This window comes from Acetobacter senegalensis, assembly GCF_001499615.1.
GTDB lineage: Bacteria > Pseudomonadota > Alphaproteobacteria > Acetobacterales > Acetobacteraceae > Acetobacter > Acetobacter senegalensis.
The window spans coordinates 1,177,016-1,195,722 of sequence record NZ_LN606600.1; the positions used below are offsets into that span (position 1 = coordinate 1,177,016).

An 18,707-nucleotide genomic window follows, 5' to 3' on the forward strand; every position below is an offset into this window, starting at 1 on the left:
GCCTGCTAAACATACCAGATCAGATATAATGCTCGGTCAGCGGCTTGAAGCCATTGAACCGGGTGGAGCAATAAGTGGACACATAGGCACCGGTAGCAAGCAGGTCCACCTGCTCACCAGCCGTCAGCCCCAAAGGCAGTTCGTAAGCTGTCTTTTCATACATGATATCCGCACCATCACAGGTTGGGCCTGCAATTGCTACGGGGCCAGTCGGGGTGCCATCGCGTTCCGTGCGAATAGCGTAGCGAATGGATTCGCCTTCCGTTTCAGCCAGTCCACCAAAGCGGCCGATGTCCAGATACACCCAGCGCGGCCCATCTTCCCGCCCGCGACGGCTGACCAGCACAACTTCGGACCGGACAACCCCGGCTTCACCCACAATAAAGCGACCCGGTTCTACCAGCATTTCCGGCAGCGCGTTGCCGAAGTGCTCGGTCATGGCATGGCTGATGGCCATGGCAAAGTGATCAATGCTCGGCACATCATCCCGATACCGGACGGGGAACCCCCCACCCAGATTGACCATGCGCAGGTCAAGCCCGGCGGCACTCAGATCAGTGAACAGAGCGGCCACACGAGAAATGGCAACCTCGTAGGCGTCAGCAGAAAGCTGCTGGCTGCCCACATGGAAGGAAAGACCATACGGGTCCAACCCCATATCCCGCGCTTTGAGCATCAGATCACGCGCGGAGTCCAGCGTGGTGCCGAACTTGCGGGAAAGCGGCCATTCCGCGCCATCATTATCCACCAGCAGGCGGCAATAGACGCGGGCACCCGGTGCATGTTCGGCCAGCTTTTCAAGCTCTTCCTGGCAGTCGAACACGAACATCCGCACACCGGCTGCATAAGCGGCGCGAATGGCGGAGACTTTCTTCACCGTGTTGCCAAAAGAAATGGCGTCCGGTTCCGCTCCGGCTTCCAGGCACAGAGAAACTTCTTCCCAGGATGCGGCGTCAAAGCAGGAGCCCAGGCCAACCAACCGGTTAAGGATGGGCATGGCAGGATTCGCCTTGACCGCATAATAAATGCGCGCCTGTGGCAGGGCGGTATTCAGGGCATGGTAACGCGCTTCAACCTGATCGACATCGACCACGAGGCAAGGCGTTGCCGGCTTTTGTTCGGCGATAAAACGGGCAATTTTGGGAGTCATCCCACCCATTCCCCCAATATAAGGCTCTTGCTGCGTGTTCCATGCAGGAAGAGGAGTTGCGAAACGGTCTAACGGACCAGCGACCAAAGGCGAACCGTCCAGAAATGAGGCGGTCCCGATTGCCAGAACGCTTGACGTCGTTGCGTAACCTCAGAGGGCCAGTGGCACGTGCGTTGCTGCGTAGGGGCGTGCATATGAGGCCAAACCGCCACAAGTGCAAGACAAAAATGGAAGGTTTTCAAAAAAACATGGCATGACAGAAATACCCTCGGTAAAACCACCACTCACTTCGGTTTCTTCACGTTGTTTTTCCTGCTTGTTCGGGAACACCGCCGCTGCCGTGAAGGGAACCGCCCGTAACTTTTGGCCTTGTTAGTTCGCGCTCCTGGTCACTCGCGGTTCAAACTCTGGCCCCAAGCCACACGACAAAGAAGGATGTTTGACGCACGATGCAGGTTCTCTGTGATTCCGCCGCACCGTCGCCTGCTGAGCACCAGCCTCTGGAAAACCAGAATCCGGGTGTGGAGAAAACTGGCCGGACATTCCGCAGCCCCTCAGACCTCGGCCGTACGGACTGGAAGACCATTTTCATCCAGACTGCCAAGAGCCTCATTTCCGGCCCCACAACGTTGGTGGCCGCAGGCTGCGCCTTCTATACCACCCTCTCCCTGTTTCCGGCCATCAGTTCCCTGATTTCCATCTACGGGCTGGCGTTTGATGTGCAGACCGTCACGCCACAGCTTGAAGTGCTGCGCAGCCTGCTGCCGCCCAGCGCCTACAGCCTGATCTATGACCGTATCCAGACTCTGGTGGCCGAGCCGCACAGCTCTCTTACCTTCAATCTTGTCATCTCGCTGAGCGTGGCTCTCTGGTCCGCTTCTGCGGCCACACGGTCCATTCTGGCGGCGCTGAACATTGCTTATAACACCAAGGAAAGCCGCAGCTTCATCGTGTTCCAGATCACGGCACTGAGCATGACGCTCTCCGCAGTGCTGGGCGCGGCTCTTACTCTGGCTCTTATGGTGGCGCTGCCTCTGTTCCTGAACCTGCCGGCATGGCTGCACATCCCCACTCCGCCCGGCTCCCTTGAGTTTGCGGCCAGATGGAGCGGGCCGCTTATCATGTTCACCTTCCAGATTCTGGCAACATCGGTGCTCTACCGCTTTGGCCCGGACCGTCACCACCCTGCTTTGTGGCGGTGGGTTCTGCCGGGAGCACTGTTCGCCACGCTCACATGGATCATCAGCGCCTCAGGCTTTTCCTATTATGTAGCCCACATTGCCAGCTACAACGCCACCTACGGACCTCTGGGCGCAGTGATCGCCATCATGATGTGGTTCTTTGTCAGCGCCTGGGTGATTCTGATGGGTGCGGAACTGAACGCGGAAATGGAAAGCTACGCACGCGGCGAACGCCGCAAACCCGTTCACCTCTGATACACACAATCAGGGGCTGAACGAACATCAGCCGGACATTACCGGCACACGGCGGGAAAAGATGGAAAGAAGAGCGCGCAGCAGGAGGCCAACCGCACTGAGCGCCTCAAGGGCAAACAGCAGCCCTCTTGCGTGACTTGATAGAGGCGACACCCAATAACGCCGCACTTCCGTATGCTGAGCATCTAGCGAGGCTGAAAAAACCAGCCGAAAAATCTGATTGAAGCCATGACAGACGCACGTCCAACAAGCAGGTCGGGGCCAATCTCTACATGGCCAACCTTCTCGGATTTTCGGTCTATATGGCCTCGCCGCAGACTTTCAGCTTACCTTTGCAGGCTCAAAAAGACCCCACAGAAGCCTTTAACGGACGACTTCATGCGCCGCCGTTAAAAAGTCTCCAAGTCTGCCAGAACATGCTGACAGACTTTATTAAGACGGAAATTCTATGAGCGTTTAGCGCGCCGGATCGGACGCACGGTATGACCCTGCGCGGCCTCAAACTGCATGACGGAAGAGGATTCGATGGATTCGGACCCATCCTGTGGCGCAGACGCAACTTCAATCGGCGCAGGCTCGATCTTCACGTGCGCGACGCCAGACCCAAGCATGCCAATTTTGGCTGCCGCAGCCTGCGAGAGGTCAATGATACGGCCCCGACTATACGGCCCACGATCATTGACCGTGACCACAACCGAACGGCCTGTGTCTTCTGACGTCACCAGCAGCTTGCTGCCCAGTGGCGCGGTAGGATGGGCCGCAGTCAGGCTCGCTTTATTGAAAAGACTGCCAGAGGATGTACGCCGATGGCTGAAACGACCACCGTACCAGCTCGCCATGCCCTTCTGCAAAGCGTGATGACCCTTGCCCATGGCGGGGTTGGAAAACGTGGGGTCTTTCTGCTCGCGCGCCGCAAGAGCACGCTGCACAGAATCGGCCCACGCTGTGCCACTTTGCCCGCTATCCTCTGCTCGTGCAGAAGAAGCGGACCCCATGGAGGCCATAACAAACACACTTCCAAGAAGTGCCCGGCGTAGGGCTGACATCCGCTTGTTCACTCCATCACCCATTAAAACTGGTTGAATAAAGCCGTTGCATGCCTGAAAAAGCAACCAGTTTCTGCCCCGGCCCCTTTTACAGGCTCCCCTTTCATGGCGGAGGCTCATGGCGAAAAAGAGGCAGATACAGCGCGTTTTTGTGTTGACCTCGCATTCCGGCTGCTGGCCTCACACCCCGCGGCAAATGGCTGGAACAGGCAGCCCGGAACAGGTTTTTCCTGAATTTTCCGCCGCATACCAATCTCTTCTCTTGGATGCAGCGTGGCATCGTGCTACGGCCCGATGCACTATGGAAAGACCTCTTATTGCTGTGCTGAACGGCCCCAATCTCAACATGCTCGGCCAGCGTCAGCCCGAAATTTACGGCAGCGCCACCCTTGATGATGTGGAGCAGATCTGTATCCAGGCCGCCGACAAGCTGGATCTGGCCATTGATTTCCGCCAGACCAACATAGAAGGTGAGCTGATCTCCTGGGTACAGGATTGCCGTAAACGGGCGCGTGGCATCATCATCAACCCCGCAGGTTACAGCCATACGTCGGTTGCCCTGCTGGATGCGCTTCTGGCTACGGACCTGCCGGTAATTGAGGTCCATATCTCCAATATTCACCGCCGCGAGCCATTCCGCCACATGTCCTATGTCTCCCGCGCCGCCGTTGGCGTTATCTGCGGGCTAGGCGTGACAGGGTATTCTCTGGCATTGCAGGCAATGACCGATCTTATTCTACATGAGGATGACCAATGAGCGGATTGCTCGTGGATGCAGATGCCATTCGGGCATTGGCTGAAATTCTGACCGACACCGGCCTGACGGAAATCGAAATTGCGGAGAAAGACAGCCGCATTCGTGTAGCCCGTGCCCCTGCTTCCGTGCAGGCCGTGGCTCCGGCCCCTGTTGCTGCTCCGGCTCCGGTAGCGGCCCCTGCGGTGGCGCCGGTTCCTGCTGCTCCGGCAGACCTCTCCCGCCATCCGGGTGCGGTTAACAGCCCCATGGTTGGCGTGGCGTATCTCACGCCTGATCCGTCCTCCCCTCCGTTTGTGAGCGAAGGCCAGATTGTCAGCGCCGGGCAGACCCTGATGCTGATTGAAGCCATGAAAACCTTCAACCAGATCAAGGCTCCCAAGGCTGGCACGGTGAAGACGCTGCTGGTGGCCTCGGGCGATCCGGTAGAATTCGGCCAGCCGCTTGCCATCATCGAGTGATGTTTTCAAAAATCCTCATCGCCAACCGCGGCGAGATTGCCCTTCGTATCCTGCGCGCCTGCCGGGAACTTGGCATCAAGACCGTAGCGGTTCACTCCACTGCGGATGAAGACGCCATGCACGTGCGCCTGGCGGATGAAGCCGTGTGTATCGGGCCTGCTGCGTCACGCGACTCCTATCTGAACGTGGCGGCCATTCTGGCTGCGGCCACCATAACCGGGGCGGAAGCCATTCATCCCGGTTACGGCTTTCTGTCCGAAAACGCGGATTTTGCCGAAACGGTGGAAGCCCACGGCCTGACCTTTATCGGGCCAACGGCTGACCATATCCGCATGATGGGCGACAAGATCACCGCCAAAACCACCATGGAAGCCCTTGGCGTTCCGCTGGTGCCGGGTTCTGACGGTGAACTGAAAAGCCTTGAAGAAGCACGCGCGGTTGCAGAAAAAGTTGGCTACCCCGTTCTGATCAAGGCGACGGCTGGCGGTGGCGGACGCGGCATGAAAGTGGCGCAGAGCGCAAGCGAGCTGGAAGAAGCCTGGAGCGTGGCCCGCACGGAAGCCCGCACGGCTTTTGGCAATGATGCCGTTTATCTGGAAAAATATCTGGATAAGCCGCGCCATATCGAACTCCAGATTCTGGCCGACAACCACGGAAACGTGGTGCATTTTGGTGAGCGTGACTGCTCCCTGCAACGCCGCCACCAGAAACTGCTGGAAGAAGCTGGCTCACCCGTTTTGTCTGCTGAACAGCGTGACGCCATTGGCCGCACCGCTACGGATGCTCTGGCCAAGATGGGCTACCGGAACGCAGGCACGCTGGAGTTCCTGTATCAGGACGGCCAGTTCTGCTTTATCGAGATGAACACCCGCCTGCAGGTTGAGCATCCGGTTACGGAAATGGTGTGTGATGTTGATCTGGTACGCGAACAGATCCGCATCGCAGCAGGGGAAGAACTGGGTTACACCCAGTCTGACATCTCCTTCTCCGGCCATGCCATTGAATGCCGCATCAACGCGGAAGACCCGGATACCTTTGCCCCCTGCCCCGGCACGGTGGCGGTATATCATCCCCCGGGCGGCCTTGGCGTGCGCGTGGATAGTGCCCTGTACACCGGCTACCGGGTGCCACCTTACTATGACAGCATGATCGCCAAGGTGATTGTGCACGCCCCGACTCGGGCGCAGGCCATTGCCCGCATGCACCGGGCGCTGGACGAATTTGTGGTGGAAGGCATCAAGACCGTCATTCCGCTGCACCGCCGTATTCTGGCGGACCCTGAATTCCAGAAGGGTGAGTATACCATTCACTGGCTGGAACAGTTCACCAGCCGCCCGCACTGACCTCTACGTGCGACCAGAAAAACCCGGCTTTCGGAAGGAAGCCGGGTTTTTTGTGGTCACTCCTCCGTGATGCCCGGTTGACGCTTTCTCTGGTGCAGGTTTGCCTTCTGCCGCGTGCGGCATCTGGCTGCACAGTGCATCAGAGAAAGCAAACACATGTCTCTTTCAGGTAAAACCGCCATTGTGACAGGTGCCGCGCAGGGTATCGGGCGTGGCATTGCCCTGCGCCTTGCCAAGGATGGCGCGGATATTGTTCTGACCGACCTCAAAAAAGACAAGCTGGCCACAGTAGCCGCAGAAATTGAGGCATTAGGCCGCAAGGCGCTCCCTCTGACTGCGGATGTCAGTGACCGCGCGCAGGTTTTCTCCGTGCTGGAACAGGCTTCGCAGGCCATAGGGCACGTGGATATCATGGTGAACAATGCCGGTATTGCACAGGTGCGCTCCCTGCTGGAGGTGACGCCGGAAGAAGTGGACACCATCTTCCGCATCAATGTGCAGTGCACGTTGTGGGGTATTCAGGCTGCTGCAAAAACCTTCAAAGCGCAGGGCACCCCCGGCAAAATTATCAATGCCTGCTCCATTGCGGGGCACGAAAGTTTTGCGTTCCTGGGCGTTTATTCCGCCACCAAATTTGCCGTACGTGCGCTGACACAGGCTGCCGCCAAGGAACTAGCGTCCTCCGGCATTACCGTGAATGCCTACTGCCCCGGTGTGGTGGGCACGGATATGTGGACGGAAATTGACCGCCGCATGGCGGAGGAAACAGGTGCCCCGGTGGGCGAGACCTACAAAAAATACGTAGAAGGCATTGCACTGGGCCGCGTGGAAACGCCGGAAGACGTTGCCGCCTTTGTGGCTTACCTGGCCAGTGCAGATTCCAATTACATGACAGGCCAATCCGTCATGATTGATGGTGGCCTAGTGTACCGCTGACGCGACCACTCAAGCCGGAAAGCCACCTGCGCCCCATGAAAAAGGCTCTCCGAAGAGAGCCTTTTCTACACATAACACGTCCTGAACCAGACTGCGTCAGGCTGCGGAAGACACACCCGCCTCTTCCTCTTCTTCCTCATCATAGGAGCGGATACGCGGGTCTTCACCACGGCGGGGGGTGAATTCTCCACGCCGCAGGGCAGTCTCAATATCTTCCAGCGTGGCTCCGGCCGTTTCTGGCACAAAGAAATACACAAAGATCACAGATGCCAGATTGACCCCCGCATAGACCCACATGGTGCCCCCCAGTGTCACCAGATGCACCAGGGTCAGTGCGGTGGCAGTTACCAGAAGGTCAGCCCCCCACAGCACAGCAGCATGCACACTGGTGGCCGCAGCCCGCATGGGGAGCGGGAACAGTTCGGCCCCCAGCAACCAGCCAACCACCTGAATGCCGCCAGCATTGAACATCATGAACAGCAACATGAAGCCAATGGTCACCCAACTGCCGACACTACCTTTATCGGGATGGATAGCGAACATAATGCCCAGCCCGATCAGGCTGAGAACGGAGCCCGGCCCCATGATCAGCACCAGACGACGACGGCCAATTTTATCCACAAACAGGCAGCCCAGCAGGGTCATGACCAGATAGACAATGGAAATACCAAGGCTGGCCAGCAGGGCGGCAGAATTGCCAAACCCGGCATCAGACAGGAAGGTGGGAGCATAATAGATCATCATCTCCAGCCCCCCTGCTTGTGTGAAGAAGGCAATACCCAGGGCCGCAATCAGCGCCGGACGGGCAAATGGCAGCAGAAGCCCTTTCCAGCCCCGTTCATCTTCATCCATGCTGGCGGTGTTTTCATGAATTTCCCGAATTTCCCGCCGGATGGCCTTGCGGGAAGTCCGCACACGGCTCAACTGCTCCACTGCGGAGACAAGACCTTCATTTTCTGCCGTCCAGCGCGGGCTTTTGGGCAGAAAGAACATGCAGACGAACACAAAAGCCGCAGGCACGGCCGCCACGGAGATCATGGGCCGCCATCCCCACGCATCACGCATGGTAAAGCCCACAAGGTTGGCCATAAAAATACCAACCCCGATGGCAACGTTAAATAACGTGACAAGATTGCCGCGCTTGCTGGCTGGCGCCAGCTCGGAAATATAGGTTGGCACCACCTGCGTTGCACCACCAACCGCCAGCCCCAGAAAAACGCGGGCAATGACAAGTGCTGTCATGTCTGGCGCGTAGGAACACGCAACCGCGCCCACAACAAAAATAGCGGTCACCACCATAACAGTGGCGCGGCGGCCAAAACGCTCGGACAGGTAGGAAATGCTCAGCGCCCCCAGCACCGCCCCCACAAGGATGGCCGAGGTCACCATTTCTTCCTGGCTGGAAGTCAAATGAAAGTCTTTGGTGATAAGAAGAAGAGCACCGGAAATAATGCCAGTGTCATAACCGTATAATCCACCGCATATGGCGGCAACTATAGCGGCCATCCACAAGACACGATGGGCGTTTGGCGAAATCTCAACATTCGCAATTGCTTCTTGAGCACGTTTCTTTTCTGCTATCATGGCACCATAATGCCACAATCTCGCAACGGTTGCATAGAAATTACATTTTTTTATTAAATATGTTACAGTGGTGTGTTTGAATCTCTTCCACCCCTTCCACCTCACACGCAGAAGTATGAGGCCGCTTTCGCCTCAGGTCCCGAATTCCCTTGACAGGAAAACGCGAAAAGCTATCTCATTCTTCTGACCAAGGGGGGTTCCGGCAAGGAACTGAGAGGCCACTGTATTCTGGAAACAGAACAACGGCGTGGCGACCCTGCCGCCAGCATGCATGATGCCGCTGGCGGGGAACCTGATCCGGCTAATACCGGCGGAGGGACTGGTGCAAAAGAAGAGCGCGCGAGCTCCCTACATCCGTGGAAGCCTCTTCTGCCCCCGTCCTCCTCTGGCTGAGGAGAGAGTTATGACCCAGGCCACAACTTCAGAGCGTACCCATACCGGCAACCCACGCCCGGCCAACACGACGGCACCCGCACCGGGCCATGTGACCACAGGCCCCATTCGGGGGTCTCGCAAAGTGTATTCCAGCCCGGAAGGCCACGCGGATATTCGCGTGCCATTCCGTGAAATAGCACTTGATCCTTCCGCTAATGAACCGCCACTGCGCGTGTACGATACCTCCGGCCCCTACACAGACCCGGAAGAGCAGATTGACGTGCGGCAGGGCCTGCCCAAAGTGCGCACCCCCTGGCTGGCCCGTCGTGGCTTCAGCCCCATTGCCCCGCGTGAAGTGCGCCCCGAAGACAACGGCAACGCTTCTGGCGATCATCTCGTCGCCCCCTGCCCTGCTCCGCACCGTGTGCTGAAGGGGGCTGATGGCCAGATGGTCACGCAATATGAATTCGCAAAGGCCGGGATCATCACGGAAGAGATGATCTATGTGGCGCACCGTGAAAATCTGGGCCGCCTGAAAGCAGCAGAAGGTGCAACCGAACGCCTTCAGGATGGCAATTCCTTTGGCGCAGCACTGCCCGAATTTGTCACCCCGGAATTTGTGCGGGAAGAAATTGCCCGCGGTCGCGCCATTATTCCCGCCAACATCAACCACCCGGAACTTGAACCCGTTATTATTGGCCGCAACTTTCTGGTGAAAATAAACGCCAATATCGGTAACTCCGCCGTCACGTCCTCTGCAGCGGACGAAGTGGAAAAGCTGGTGTGGTCCATCCGCTGGGGTGCGGATACGGTGATGGATCTTTCAACGGGCCGCAACATCCACAACATCCGTGACTGGATTCTGCGCAACGCCCCCACCCCCATTGGCACCGTGCCGCTGTATCAGGCACTTGAGAAAGTAGGCGGGGATGTTGCGAAACTGAGCTGGGACGTGTTCCGTGACACGCTGATTGAACAGGCGGAACAGGGCGTGGACTACTTTACCATCCATGCCGGTGTACGCCTGCAACACGTGCCGCTTACCGCCAACCGCGTAACGGGCATTGTCTCCCGTGGTGGGTCCATCATGGCAAGCTGGTGCCTGAACGGCCACCGTGAGAGCTTCCTGTATGAGCATTTTGAAGAAATCTGCGATATCATGCGGGCCTATGATGTTTCGTTCTCGCTTGGTGATGGGCTGCGCCCCGGCAGCATTGCCGATGCAAACGACGCCGCACAGTTTGCCGAACTGGAAACACTGGGCGAACTGACACAGATCGCGTGGGCAAAAGGCTGTCAGGTAATGATCGAAGGGCCGGGCCATGTGCCCATGCACAAGATCAAGGAAAACATGGACAAGCAGTTGCGGGAATGTGGAGAAGCCCCGTTCTACACGCTTGGCCCGTTAACCACAGATATCGCACCGGGGTATGACCACATTACCTCCGCCATTGGAGCGGCCATGATCGGCTGGTTTGGCACCGCCATGCTGTGTTACGTCACCCCCAAGGAGCATCTGGGCCTGCCAAACCGGGATGATGTGAAAACTGGTGTCATCACCTACCGTCTTGCAGCCCACGCGGCGGATCTGGCCAAAGGCCACCCGGCCGCCAAACTGCGGGATGACGCCCTGAGCCGCGCACGCTTTACCTTCCGGTGGGAAGACCAGTTCAACCTCTCGCTCGATCCGGATACCGCCTGCGCCTATCACGATGAAACCATGCCGCGTGAAGCGCATAAAACAGCGCATTTCTGCTCCATGTGCGGGCCGAAATTCTGTTCCATGCGGATCAGCCAGGACCTGAAAGAAGATGCAATCAGGCTGGCCGGCATGGAAGAAAAAACCAAGGAATTCCGTGAAGCTGGCGGAAAAGTTTACGTTCCAGCCGAATAACCAGCTCTTTCTCACCCGGTCCGCCGGGTGAGGAATTTTTGCGCTTCAGTGCGATATGATAAAGCTTTCAATGCTCTACCATATCGCCCGAGGCATAGTGGTTAGATCAACGAATATCGCGTAGCCTCTTCATCATCTGTCCACTCTGGAATGATGCACTAATGGGCGCAACCAGTTGCGCGATTTCTTCCGAACTCGGCGGTCGCATATTTGGAAGCAGCAATTCCAGGGCCTGCTCATAAAAACCGTCTGTCTGCTGCAGAAGGGCCTGCACATCGACAGCGGACATCTGGTTCGGCAGAAAAGCACGTAGATCCCTTAGGGTTTCAAATCGCTGCCCTTGTGACGTATTGCCCAATAGCGCCAACAAAGATGCCTGAGATTGTGGCTTCCCCAGATTGGGCCGTATGGTGGAAACTGCATTTTCCCAGAACCCTTCCATACCTTCCAGAACAGGCACCATCTCCGTGCCTTGCAGTCCCTTTTTCATATGGGAAGCAACAGCTTTCAAGGCGTTAATTCTATTTCCCTGCTCCGTGCCGTCAAGCAGACTGGCCATATCCGTGGGGGATACATCACGCTCCAGCCGCCGGGCCATAAACTCGATCGCAGAGCTTCTAAAACCCTCCATGCCATCAAGAAGTTTATTAACATCCGTTACGGTCATTGTTTCAGGCATTGCTACAGACAGAGCCTTCAACCCCTGAAAACGGTTTCCCTGCTGGGTTTCTCCAAGCAGACGCGCAAGATCCGCCGGAGCTACAGGTTTTGCGAGCTTGGACGATATCTTCTCAAGACCCTGGGTCCAGAAGCCTTCAGTACCACGCAGAATCCGTAAAGCCTGTTCTGTAGTCAGCGGTGTCTGGATATGGTCATTCAGCTTGCTGATAGCCTGATAACGGTTTCCCTGTTCCAGCCCTCCCAACAAAGCGATCACCTCATCTCCACCAATGGAATCGGGCAGATACTGATCCAGCACCTCAATGCTGTTTTCGCGGAAATTATCAGTGGATTGCAGAAAAGACAAAGCAACTGGTACCGGTATAGGGGCCTGCACGGACGGCACAAGCATGCGGATAATCTGTGAGCGACTTCCTTCACGCGTGCCATGCAGAAGCTGCGTGACCTGATCATAAGAAAGCTTGCCGTCACTATCCGTCAGCCCCCGTTCAATAGCAGAAACTCGCATATTCGGATCAATACTCGCCAACTGCTTCACCAATGGTGCAAGATCTGCGTTATCCTTCTGGCTCACTGAGGAAGGTGCTTCAACTGGCTGTGCAGGCGCAGGAAATGGCGCAGGTGCCGCAGCCTGAACAGGCGGTGATGCTACCTCTTCTTTCTTCACAGCAGGAAGCTGTGGAGCTGGCGTGGCTTTTTCAGAGCCTGAAGTAGACTTCGTTTCTTCCTGATGCGAGGAGAGAGACGCTATTTTAGGGGCCTCAGACACCACCGGCACAGCTGAAGATGACATTGCAGCAGGTGCGCCGGACGGTTTATGCAAAAAGACCGAGGCGCCAATCCCTGCGGCAATAACAACAGCGGCCCCGCCTCCCAGAAGGAGAGTCCGCGTATTCCGTTTAGAAGGAGAACCTTCTGCCTCTACTACCGGCAGGCCTGCCTGTCGGCGTAACGCATCACACAGCCGATCCAGGGCATCCCCATAATTACGGAACAGATCAATAAACTGGGCATTGGTCATCTGATACTCAAATGCCCCAGTCGGTAAAATATCTTCAATACGTGCCGGGATAACGGGTTTATTCCGTAAACTGGCAAGAGCCAGCTCCTTGGCTATTTCCTTTGAACGATTGGCGTTTCCACTAAACAGAAGCAGCATTGCCACAGAACGCTCCATCGCATTGACAATGGCACTTTGGTAATCTTCTCCCGGCAAAATATCCCGGCAGCTCATCCAACATTTCAAACCACGTTTTTCAATGTCATTTACAAGCTTTTTTGCAAAATCTTCATCTTTTGAAGAATAGCTGAGAAAAACAAGACCATTCATAATCTTCTGCCTATCTGTCATCTGTAATGATACGTTCAAAAGGGAGTTCAGCCCATCTTGGCCGTGATGGGACGGCTGCGATGCGCCTGAACCCACGTTGCATTCTCTGCCAGAGATTCTTTTCCCAGTGTGATCATGAGTGCATTCCACTCATCATCCAAAACCTTTCGGTCCTCTTCATGCGCCTGCGCCAGCGCGTGCCTGATTCCACGCGCCTGATGCTCCGCGTGCTCAAACACGCCTGCCGCCTGATCATAAGCGTGAATATGTTCCTCCAGCAGACGCATTTCCTGAAAGGTCAGAAAAAAAACGAGGATAGCAGGCAGAACACCAATCAATACGGAAGGAAGTTCACGCAGGGATTCCGGCACGCTTTCCGGCAATGCCCCACCACATAAAAGCTGAGCAAGCGCCAGCGCAGCGATACAGATACACAGTACCCCTATGGTCGTGTGAATCATCATCTTCAGACGACTGGCCATTTTCTCATACGATTTGAGACGATTCTGGAAATAGTTCCTCTGGCCATCCATCCATATGTGCGTAATGGCCTTGCGTGGTGTTTGTTTGTGCATCAATGCAGCAGCCATCGCCCATAGGGACGGTCCTCGCAAGGCCAGACGAATCCAACCCAGTTCGCCTTCATGCTGCCGCAGATAATTATCTGATACAGATAGAGGAAGCTGTGAAGCAGACCAGTAAAACTGCACACGCAAGGCTTCGGCAAGAGCACGATGATCCTGATAAAGCTCCTGCCATTTTCCAGGTTTTACGCGAATATTGTAATACAGAAACGCCAAGCCAAGCACAGCAGCATAAGCAAGCAGCAGGCCTACGGGTTTTCCGTATTCACAATAGGTTTCAAAAAGTGAAACACCTGTCGGAATAGCAAGTGCAAACCAGAACAATGCGCCCAATTGCCTCCTGCCTTCCGTACGGGCGCGCGGCCGCATGCCTGGCACCCAGTCCCCCAACAGCTTTTGCTGTGAAATAAAAGACAGCGTATCTGCTTGACCAAAGAGTGTCCTTACTCGCTCAAGGTCAGGTTGGGTTTCCTCTTCAAGCCCAAGATAAACCCCACTGGTCATGCATAATCTGGCGTGCGTCTGGCCAGTGTGCTGCAAGGCATTGCTGGCCAGCACAACCGCATCAAAATCCTTGGGGGCCAGAAGCTTTAAAGTCTTTTCCCACTCGGCGGGTGTTAGTCCGGACGGAAGGGATTGCCAGCAATACCTCACATCATGTTTTTTGTATTTACGGGTCAGATCGTCCGCGGGCATATCACTCCACCACCGCGCCATTCCCGCTGTTTCGGGCTCCGGGTTGGAATCTGTCGCCCGGGGCGTATGCAGGTGGAGAACCGGACCGCAGCGCGCCAGTTCCAGACGTGGAAGACGCTCCGCGAACAGACGGCTACCTGTTACACTGGCAGCAGCAACTTCAACATATTCACCATGCGTCCGGATAGCTACGGTATGAGCGGTTCCACCACGTCCTGCCCGCCGAGGGCGGCCGGGTCGTTGCTCAGCAGAATCATTATCCTCTCCATTCCATAGCGCCAGCAGGATATGGCTTTGCCGACTCAGGAGAATGGCAAGTTGCTCATATTGCAGAACATCTTCTGCCGCCGGATCACCATTAGCGGCCTGAACGGGCGGCAGAGTAAACCGCAAACTCACGTTATCACCGGCATATAAACGGTCAAAACACTCACGAGCCTCAGGTGCCATGGTACAACGGTAAGCCTCTATGGGCATGGGCAGAATACAAACCACCGGAATACCAAGCTGGGCAGCAATATCTGCCACTTCCTGATCCGCACCTTCAGCGAGTGCAGTCATCACTTGTAAATGAGTAGGATAAAGTGCCTGCAAGGCTCTCAGCACGCAAGAAATATGCTCCCGCAACGGTACAAGCGCCTGAGGATGAATGTTCCGATGGCCTGAAACACCAACAAGAATAGGGAGAGCAGGCATGTGTTCTATTCTTTCCTTAAATATATCCGAACATGCAAATGACACGCGCCGTAATAGAGAATAATGCGCTTTGCATCCTTATCAAAACACAGCATCGGATGTTAGTGGTTCTCGCGCTTTTTCGAGGAACATCCGGCCTGTACAGACAAAGGCTGCCCCAGAACAGAAACAAAACCTGCACATAAAAGCTAAGAAAAATGAAATTTTGTCTGAAAATAACAGAATGAATAACGCAAACTATTCTGATTACTGTTGCCCCGCCCCCACAGGTGACTGCAGCTGTAACGGAACAAGGTCCAGCGAGACATCCGTATAGAAGCTTCGAGCGCATTTGCGCTTGCTTAAAATAGTTACTTTTTGGGAAATCGTATCGTGGCGGAGAGAGAGGGATTCGAACCCTCGGTACGCTATTAACGTACACACGCTTTCCAAGCGTGCGCCTTAAGCCGCTCGGCCATCTCTCCGGCGCGGGTGTGGTAATAGCAAGATCAGCGAAACTGGCAAGAGGAAATTCTCCCCCTCACACGTTTTAAACGGAAAAATGTGGTTTCCGGGCATTCTGGATGAAGCGTTTTATGGCCTCGGGGCTTTTAACGCCCGGTGCGCTTTCCACACCGGACGAAACATCCACGGCTGGCGCACCCTTGAGAGTCACGGCCTCTTCCACGTTTTCCGGGTTCAGCCCTCCCGCCAGCATCCACGGAAAAGGCGGATGCCAGCCGTGCAGCATGGACCAGTCCAGCTTCTGGGCGTTGCCACCCGGTCGGGTGGCCTGTGCAGGCGGCTTTGGCTCGATCAACAGCCGGTCAACCAGGCAACCTGTCGGGAGTTCCCCACGGCTGGATACAGGCTGGGAAAGCCAGACCGGCACGCCCAACCGTTGGCTGAGTGCCAACGCCCGCTCCGGTGAGGCATAAAGTTGCAGGATATCCAGCTTCACACCATCCAGCACACGGGCCAGCGTGTCATCGTCTGGATGCACAAACAACCCCACCCTTTTTGGGCCACCTGCATGCCGACGGGAAAGGCGGTCCGCCTGCTGGGGCGTGATATTGCGGGGGGAGCGCTCAAAGAAGACAAAGCCGATCCAGTCGGCTCCGTGCTCCACGCAGGCATCAAAACCCGCTTCCTCTGTCAGACCACAGATTTTCACGCCCCGATGCGGCATCGTGTCTCCCGGCGGTTGCGCCATTACCCAGCCAGTTCTGCCGCGATTGCCGCCGCCGCTGCGGCCGGGTCCGCCGCCTGCGTGATGGGACGCCCGACCACAATCCAGTCGGCCCCGGCCTGACGCGCTTCACCGGGCGTCATGACGCGTTTCTGGTCCCCTGCCTGACTCCCCGCTGGGCGGATACCCGGCGTTACCAGCAAGGGAGCATCTCCCAACGCATCGCGGAGGGGTGCAATCTCATGGGCTGAGCAGACAAGCCCGTCTATACCGGCCTGCAGGGCCAGTTTACCAAGGCGCAGAACCTGCGCCCGCGCGCCATCCGTCACACCCGTTTCTGCCAGAGCGTGGTCATCAAGGCTGGTCAGCACTGTTACGGCCAGAAGAACTGGCCGGGCATCAGCCGGGAATGCTTCATCACACGCCTGACGCGCCGCTTCCATCATGGCCCTGCCGCCTGACGCATGCAGGGTCAGCATTCTGGGTCGCAGGTAAGACAGTGCCCGAACAGCAGCACCCACCGTATTGGGGATGTCATGCAGTTTCAGGTCCAGGAACAAAGGCGTGCTGCCTGCAACATCCGCGACAGCCTGAAAGCCCGCCGCATAGGCAAACTCCAGCCCCAGTTTGACAGCCCCGGCAGAAGGACCCACCGCCTGCGCCCATGCTTTAGCTGTGACGGGGTCCTGTGTGTCCAATGCGGCAATAAGCCCGGTTTGACGTGCCATTAAATGGAATCTTCAGAAGGAGGAGGAATAACGGCAGCAGTCGGAGCGCCCTGCGGATGCTCCACCACGTGGGTTGCGGCAGAGGCCGCCTGCACCTGGGCAAGCTGGGCTTCAAGCTCACGCACCCGTTGTTCAGCCTTGCGCGCCCGGCGGCGCTGCACAAGTTCAGCCGCCCAGAGGCAGAAAGCCCCCATGATAAAGGCGACGGCAGCGACAATCAGCGCCAGAACACCTGCAGAACATTTCCAGCTATATGTGAGCAACCACATATCCAGCGGGTCCTGATTACTGGCGCTGAAGACAACAAGCGCCAGCAAAAACGGGATAACAACAGTCAGTCTGATCATGGTTTTGTGGTACCCTCACGTTGCTGGAAGAGCAAGGACTATCAAGGCTCCGCCATGACCCGCCCGCCTGCGCACAGGACAAAACACCAAGGTGGGGTCTCGCACATCCAGAGCTAATCTGTTACTGCTGCCAGACATATCAGTCACTGAAATTTTCTTTCGCATTCAGCTTTAAGCCAAACAATCATAAGGAGTTCCTGCCCCACATGTCCGATCATAACGAACACACGATAGACTCCGTTGATGGCGGCATGAATACGGGCCGGGGCAATCCCACCATTCTGATGGGCATACAATACAGCAAGACCGTCACCTTCCAGACGGTCAACGCGCCGGCTGTTTACATGCGCGCGCAGGAACGCCCGCACATTGCCATCGCGGTTGATGTCCGCGCCCACCAGTTGGGGGAAAACCAGCCGAACTTTGAGGTGGAGCTTGTTCTGCAATGCCGTGGCCAGACTGCGGTCGGTAATAACGGTGAACAACCCACACCCTTGTTTGAAGCCAGCCTGACCTACGCTGGTCTCTTTACGCTGCAGAATTCCACCGCAGAAACCTTTGAGCCGCTTCTTCTAATAGAAGCGCCGCGCCTGCTGTTTCCGGGTGCGCGCCATGTGCTGGCGACCCTCAGCCGTGAAGCTGGCTTCCTGCCCGTTGTGATTCAGCAGATTGATTTTGCGCAACTGTGGCGTAATCGCCGCGCAGAAGTCTGAGCCTTTTCCTTCCTTAATGCCCCGGCGGTTTTTGTTCAGTATCCGGAAAGCAGTGTGATGACAGTAGCCCAGTTCCCCCCTCTGTGGCAGGCGTTTGACCCTGTCTGGTATCGGCAGGAATACAAGGATGTGCTGGGCGATGCCGCCACACTCCCGGATGAGGATCTGGCCATATGGTATCAAAGCCAGGGCGCGTTTTCCGGCCATTCCCCCAACCGCTATTTTGATGAGGAATGGTACCGGCGGAACTGCCGGGAAGCACAGGAAGCCCTTGCCTCTGGCCAGTATCGCTCCGGTTTTGAACATTACTGTCAGATCGGGTTCAAAACACAGTCTCCACACTATCTGTTCTCTGAACGCTACTATACCACCCGCTTTGCAGACGCGAACGCGCAGGCTCTGGCCAGCCAGGGCTTTGCCAACGGGTATGATCATTATCTGCGCGTAGGGGATCAGGAAAAACGATCAGGTCATTTATTCTTCAACCCTGATGTCTATCTTCAAAACTGCCCTGCGGAGGCTTCAGATGAGCCTCTGCCTCCTTTCCGGCAGTTCCTGCACACAGACAGAACCCTGCCGAACCATGTTGTTCTTTCCGAGCATTTCAACCCCGAATGGTATGCACGGATGAACCCCAACGCGGTGATGATGGTTGAGTATGGCTACATGCCCAACGTGCTTTATCAGTTTCTGGCAGACTTCACGCCAAACGGGTTCTGACCTTTTCTCTCCGCCCTATTCGTGGGATTGCACTCTGTAACAGGATGTAAAGTGGCGGAGATGCT

General features: G+C 56.3%; 17 protein-coding genes and 1 tRNA gene. 9 read left to right on the plus strand and 9 right to left on the minus strand.

Annotated features, from left to right (window positions below):
• Positions 1-19: 19 nt before the first annotated feature.
• A complete protein-coding gene (locus ASN_RS05195) occupies positions 20-1,150 on the minus strand; it encodes a type III PLP-dependent enzyme (RefSeq protein WP_058989139.1) in 1,131 nt (376 codons plus the stop codon).
• 449 nt (positions 1,151-1,599) lie between these two features.
• Between ASN_RS05195 and ASN_RS05200 the strand changes: the two genes are divergently transcribed.
• Both ASN_RS05200 and ASN_RS05205 read left to right on the plus strand, forming a co-directional pair.
• Positions 1,600-2,586 carry a YihY/virulence factor BrkB family protein gene (locus ASN_RS05200; protein WP_058987409.1) on the plus strand — a complete coding sequence of 329 codons (987 nt, stop codon included), beginning with the start codon at positions 1,600-1,602 and terminating at the stop codon, positions 2,584-2,586.
• Between the two features lie 272 nt (positions 2,587-2,858).
• On the plus strand, positions 2,859-3,038 hold the full coding sequence (locus ASN_RS05205; protein ID WP_058987410.1) for a hypothetical protein: 180 nt from the start codon (positions 2,859-2,861) through the stop codon (positions 3,036-3,038).
• Here the strand turns inward: ASN_RS05205 and ASN_RS05210 are convergent.
• Positions 3,033-3,632, minus strand: a complete 600-nt coding sequence (locus ASN_RS05210; protein ID WP_006558882.1) for a septal ring lytic transglycosylase RlpA family protein — start codon at positions 3,630-3,632, stop codon at positions 3,033-3,035. The two genes, ASN_RS05205 and ASN_RS05210, sit on opposite strands and share 6 nt — an antisense overlap.
• 301 nt (positions 3,633-3,933) lie before the next feature.
• Here ASN_RS05210 and aroQ point away from each other — a divergent pair, with 301 nt between their 5' ends.
• The 4 genes from aroQ (at position 3,934) to ASN_RS05230 (ending at position 7,126) form a co-directional block, all read left to right on the plus strand.
• Complete coding sequence (gene aroQ / locus ASN_RS05215) at positions 3,934-4,389, plus strand: type II 3-dehydroquinate dehydratase (protein WP_006558884.1); 456 nt, start codon at positions 3,934-3,936, stop codon at positions 4,387-4,389.
• A complete protein-coding gene (gene accB, locus ASN_RS05220) occupies positions 4,386-4,847 on the plus strand; it encodes an acetyl-CoA carboxylase biotin carboxyl carrier protein (protein WP_039904583.1) in 462 nt (153 codons plus the stop codon). Before aroQ ends, accB begins: the two co-directional genes overlap by 4 nt.
• The gene (gene accC, locus ASN_RS05225) at positions 4,847-6,190 is read left to right on the plus strand and encodes an acetyl-CoA carboxylase biotin carboxylase subunit (protein ID WP_006558886.1); all 1,344 of its coding nucleotides are present in this window, start codon (positions 4,847-4,849) and stop codon (positions 6,188-6,190) included. The genes accB and accC overlap by 1 nt, the downstream gene beginning before the upstream one ends.
• A 156-nt stretch (positions 6,191-6,346) precedes the next feature.
• Entirely contained in the window at positions 6,347-7,126 is a 780-nt protein-coding gene (locus ASN_RS05230; RefSeq protein ID WP_058987411.1) for an acetoin reductase, read from the plus strand.
• Positions 7,127-7,222: 96 nt separating this feature from the next.
• Here the strand turns inward: ASN_RS05230 and ASN_RS05235 are convergent, their stop codons facing one another.
• Entirely contained in the window at positions 7,223-8,710 is a 1,488-nt protein-coding gene (locus ASN_RS05235) for a sugar porter family MFS transporter (RefSeq protein WP_058989140.1), read from the minus strand.
• Between the two features lie 403 nt (positions 8,711-9,113).
• Between ASN_RS05235 and thiC the strand changes: the two genes are divergently transcribed.
• Entirely contained in the window at positions 9,114-10,979 is a 1,866-nt protein-coding gene (gene thiC / locus ASN_RS05240; RefSeq protein WP_050942330.1) for a phosphomethylpyrimidine synthase ThiC, read from the plus strand.
• Positions 10,980-11,085: 106 nt separating this feature from the next.
• Here the strand turns inward: thiC and ASN_RS05245 are convergent, their stop codons facing one another.
• The 6 genes from ASN_RS05245 to ASN_RS05270 all read right to left on the minus strand — a co-directional run bounded on the left by ASN_RS05245 (position 11,086) and on the right by ASN_RS05270 (position 17,209).
• Positions 11,086-13,011 carry a toll/interleukin-1 receptor domain-containing protein gene (locus tag ASN_RS05245; RefSeq protein ID WP_082666587.1) on the minus strand — a complete coding sequence of 642 codons (1,926 nt, stop codon included), beginning with the start codon at positions 13,009-13,011 and terminating at the stop codon, positions 11,086-11,088.
• Positions 13,012-13,037: 26 nt separating this feature from the next.
• Complete coding sequence (locus tag ASN_RS05250) at positions 13,038-14,966, minus strand: hypothetical protein (protein WP_058987413.1); 1,929 nt, start codon at positions 14,964-14,966, stop codon at positions 13,038-13,040.
• A gap of 373 nt (positions 14,967-15,339) precedes the next feature.
• Positions 15,340-15,430, minus strand: a tRNA-Ser gene (locus ASN_RS05255).
• 65 nt (positions 15,431-15,495) lie between these two features.
• A complete protein-coding gene (locus tag ASN_RS05260) occupies positions 15,496-16,158 on the minus strand; it encodes a phosphoribosylanthranilate isomerase (protein ID WP_058987414.1) in 663 nt (220 codons plus the stop codon).
• Positions 16,158-16,862 (minus strand): orotidine-5'-phosphate decarboxylase, encoded by a 705-nt coding sequence (gene pyrF, locus ASN_RS05265; RefSeq protein WP_058987415.1) that lies wholly within the window; start codon positions 16,860-16,862, stop codon positions 16,158-16,160. The genes ASN_RS05260 and pyrF overlap by 1 nt, the downstream gene beginning before the upstream one ends.
• On the minus strand, positions 16,862-17,209 hold the full coding sequence (locus ASN_RS05270; protein ID WP_058987416.1) for a lipopolysaccharide assembly protein LapA domain-containing protein: 348 nt from the start codon (positions 17,207-17,209) through the stop codon (positions 16,862-16,864). The genes pyrF and ASN_RS05270 overlap by 1 nt, the downstream gene beginning before the upstream one ends.
• Positions 17,210-17,415: 206 nt before the next feature.
• Between ASN_RS05270 and ASN_RS05275 the strand changes: the two genes are divergently transcribed.
• On the plus strand, positions 17,416-17,922 hold the full coding sequence (locus tag ASN_RS05275; protein ID WP_058987417.1) for a protein-export chaperone SecB: 507 nt from the start codon (positions 17,416-17,418) through the stop codon (positions 17,920-17,922).
• 57 nt (positions 17,923-17,979) lie between these two features.
• Positions 17,980-18,642, plus strand: coding sequence for a hypothetical protein (locus ASN_RS05280; RefSeq protein WP_058987418.1), 663 nt, complete (start codon positions 17,980-17,982; stop codon positions 18,640-18,642).
• The last annotated feature ends 65 nt before the right edge of the window (positions 18,643-18,707 follow it).

Excerpts from the sequence above, each read along its gene's own strand:
- ASN_RS05195 (WP_058989139.1), bottom strand. The coding sequence starts at position 1,150 with ATGACTCCCAAAATTGCCCGTTTTATCGCCGAACAAAAGCCGGCAACG.
- ASN_RS05200 (WP_058987409.1), top strand. The coding sequence starts at position 1,600 with ATGCAGGTTCTCTGTGATTCCGCCGCACCGTCGCCTGCTGAGCACCAG.
- ASN_RS05205 (WP_058987410.1), top strand. The coding sequence starts at position 2,859 with ATGGCCAACCTTCTCGGATTTTCGGTCTATATGGCCTCGCCGCAGACT.
- ASN_RS05210 (WP_006558882.1), bottom strand. The coding sequence starts at position 3,632 with ATGTCAGCCCTACGCCGGGCACTTCTTGGAAGTGTGTTTGTTATGGCC.
- aroQ (WP_006558884.1), top strand. The coding sequence starts at position 3,934 with ATGGAAAGACCTCTTATTGCTGTGCTGAACGGCCCCAATCTCAACATG.
- accB (WP_039904583.1), top strand. The coding sequence starts at position 4,386 with ATGAGCGGATTGCTCGTGGATGCAGATGCCATTCGGGCATTGGCTGAA.
- accC (WP_006558886.1), top strand. The coding sequence starts at position 4,847 with ATGTTTTCAAAAATCCTCATCGCCAACCGCGGCGAGATTGCCCTTCGT.
- ASN_RS05230 (WP_058987411.1), top strand. The coding sequence starts at position 6,347 with ATGTCTCTTTCAGGTAAAACCGCCATTGTGACAGGTGCCGCGCAGGGT.
- ASN_RS05235 (WP_058989140.1), bottom strand. The coding sequence starts at position 8,710 with ATGATAGCAGAAAAGAAACGTGCTCAAGAAGCAATTGCGAATGTTGAG.
- thiC (WP_050942330.1), top strand. The coding sequence starts at position 9,114 with ATGACCCAGGCCACAACTTCAGAGCGTACCCATACCGGCAACCCACGC.
- ASN_RS05245 (WP_082666587.1), bottom strand. The coding sequence starts at position 13,011 with ATGACAGATAGGCAGAAGATTATGAATGGTCTTGTTTTTCTCAGCTAT.
- ASN_RS05250 (WP_058987413.1), bottom strand. The coding sequence starts at position 14,966 with ATGCCTGCTCTCCCTATTCTTGTTGGTGTTTCAGGCCATCGGAACATT.
- ASN_RS05260 (WP_058987414.1), bottom strand. The coding sequence starts at position 16,158 with ATGGCGCAACCGCCGGGAGACACGATGCCGCATCGGGGCGTGAAAATC.
- pyrF (WP_058987415.1), bottom strand. The coding sequence starts at position 16,862 with ATGGCACGTCAAACCGGGCTTATTGCCGCATTGGACACACAGGACCCC.
- ASN_RS05270 (WP_058987416.1), bottom strand. The coding sequence starts at position 17,209 with ATGATCAGACTGACTGTTGTTATCCCGTTTTTGCTGGCGCTTGTTGTC.
- ASN_RS05275 (WP_058987417.1), top strand. The coding sequence starts at position 17,416 with ATGTCCGATCATAACGAACACACGATAGACTCCGTTGATGGCGGCATG.
- ASN_RS05280 (WP_058987418.1), top strand. The coding sequence starts at position 17,980 with ATGACAGTAGCCCAGTTCCCCCCTCTGTGGCAGGCGTTTGACCCTGTC.